Raw genomic sequence first — 2,736 nt, 5'->3', positions numbered from 1 at the left:
CCCAAACCACATCCAATGTTTGAAATTTTTGTTTATTCGCCTCGTTTTGAAGGAGTTCATTTACGTTGCGGTAAAGTGGCTCGAGGCGGATTACGTTGGTCAGACCGAAGAGAAGATTTTCGTACGGAAATACTTGGCCTAATGAAAGCACAACAAGTAAAAAACTCAGTAATTGTACCAAGCGGCGCTAAAGGTGGCTTTGTACCTAAGTTTTTGCCTGTTAATGGTACACGAGAAGAAATAATGGCTGAAGGGATCAGTTGTTATCAATTATTTATTCGTGGTTTATTAGACATTACTGATAATTACATTGATGGCAAGGTGGTTAAACCCAAAAATGTTATCTGTTTTGATGAGGATGATCCTTATCTTGTTGTTGCTGCAGACAAAGGCACAGCGACCTTTTCTGATCTTGCAAATGCAATTTCTCAAGAATATGGTTTTTGGTTAGGCGATGCTTTTGCTTCGGGCGGCTCAGTTGGCTATGACCATAAAAAAATGGGAATTACTGCTAAAGGTGCTTGGGAATCTGTAAAACGCCATTTCTATGAATTAGATATAGACATTGAAAACAACGATTTTACTGTGGTTGGTATTGGTGATATGGCTGGAGATGTCTTCGGTAATGGAATGTTATTATCAAGACATATCAAGTTAATTGGTGCCTTTAACCATATCCATATTTTTGTTGATCCTAATCCTAATGCGGAAGAAAGTTTTAAAGAACGCGAGCGTTTGTTTCATTTACCCCGGTCAAATTGGTCTGATTATGATAAAAAACTAATTTCTAAGGGCGGAGGGGTTTTCAATCGCAATGCTAAATCAATTCCTGTCAGTAAGGAAATGCAAGCAGCTTTAGGTATTAAACAGACTGAAATTGAGCCTAATGAATTAATTAAAGCGATTTTAAAAGCTAAGGTTGATTTGCTTTGGAGTGCCGGAATTGGTACTTATGTAAAAGCCAGTACTGAGTCGAATACCCATGTAGGTGATAGAACTAACGATGCAACTCGAGTTAATGCAAAACAACTCCGTTGTAAAGTTATAGGTGAGGGAGGTAATTTAGGTTTAACTCAATTGGCCCGAGTCGAATACTCTTTAAGTGGTGGAATGGTATATACCGATTTTATTGATAATTCTGGCGGAGTGAACTGTTCTGATAAAGAAGTAAACATTAAAATTTTACTAAACAGTATTGTGGCTAGTGGCGATTTGACTCCGAAGCAGCGAAATGAACTTTTAATGGAAATGACTGATGAAGTAAGTAGATTAGTTCTGAGAGATAATTTCTTACAAACGCGTGCAATCAGTTTAACTGCTTCTCAACCTCTGCAAGTCTTGGATCTCCAAAGCCGCTATATCAATGAGCTAGAGCGTACAGGGAAAATTGATCGTAGTTTAGAATACTTACCTGATGACAAGGCGATTATGGAGCGCAAATTAATGGGGAAAGGATTAATGCGTCCCAGTATTGCAGTTTTGATGTGCTACAGTAAAACGATTTTGAAAGAACAAATTTTAGCATCAGGTGTTCCCGAAGAAGCATATATGGAACATTTTTTAACTAGCTCGTTTCCAGTACCTTTACAAGAGCGCTTTAGCAAACAAATGCAATCTCATCCATTAAGACGAGAGATCATTGCTACAAAATTAAGCAATATTATAGTTAATGAAATGGGCTTTACTTATGTTTATAGATTACAGGATGAAACTGGAGCACCTGTTTCTGCGATTGTTAAAGCTTACATCATTACTCGATCCGTTCTTAACTTAGAATCTGTTTGGAAACAAATTGAGGAGTTAGGTACTAAGATAAGTGCTAAGCAACAAATTGAAATGATGATGTTATATGCCAGACTTGCAAGACGTATTACTCGTTGGTTCTTGCGTAGTCAACGGAAAGCGATAGATATTTCAGAAGTTGTACAACTCTATGCAGATGGAATAATTGCACTGAAGAAATCGATACCTTCTATTTTAAGTGAAGAGCGGCGTGTGAATTATCAAGAGCATTATCAAAGGTTTATTGATGAAGGTATTTCGCCTACATTAGCTCATGAGTTAACTATATCTCGTGGTTTATTTGCGGCAACTGATATGATTGAAATTGCTTATAAGAAAAATATGGGTGTCGCAAAGGTTGCTGAAATTTATTATGGAATAGGTGAGTTCTTAGATCTTGCCTGGATAAGAAAACAAATTATTATTCATCCTAGTGAAAATCATTGGGAGTCCTTATCTAGAGAGGCATTACGCGATGATTTAGATTGGCAACAACGCCAGCTTACAGCTGGATTAATTAACTATGATAGCGATAATCCTGATTTGGAAGCTCGACTTACTTCTTGGGGTGAATCACATAGGGCATTAATTCAGCGCTGGCGGTACATTTTAGCAGATCTGAAAGCAAGTACAGTTCTAAACTATACTATGTTTTTTGTTGCAATCAGGGAGTTGTTGGATTTAACTCAAACTACAGTACAATCCTATGCATTAGAAGAGCAGGAGGCATAGAATCACACTATTTGTAACGAGAATAAAGCAAATGAAAGCGGGTTTAGGCTTCATGCCTTTACCCGAATAACTTAATAACGTTTACTTAAAGAAAAATAATCCTTATTCTTCTGTAGTTCGGATTAGGCAAAGTCGTAATCCGGAATGATGCATAAAATTCCCTCCTGTCTAATCTGGGCTACATGTATTATGCTATATCTAAAAAAAGCATCGTTTTTTAAG

1 protein-coding gene is annotated in these 2,736 nt (G+C 37.1%); it reads left to right on the top strand.

What is annotated here, in order from left to right; genetic code table 11:
- The coding region (locus Lsan_RS10205) for an NAD-glutamate dehydrogenase domain-containing protein (RefSeq protein ID WP_162265599.1) at positions 1–2,514 on the top strand (2,514 nt) is incomplete at its 5' end.
- Between the last annotated feature and the right edge of the window lie 222 nt (positions 2,515–2,736).

The organism is Legionella santicrucis (assembly GCF_001468135.1).
In the GTDB taxonomy this organism is placed as follows: domain Bacteria; phylum Pseudomonadota; class Gammaproteobacteria; order Legionellales; family Legionellaceae; genus Legionella; species Legionella santicrucis.
The sequence above is the reverse complement of the archived record's forward strand: the minus strand, read 5'-3'. Positions and strand labels throughout refer to the sequence as shown.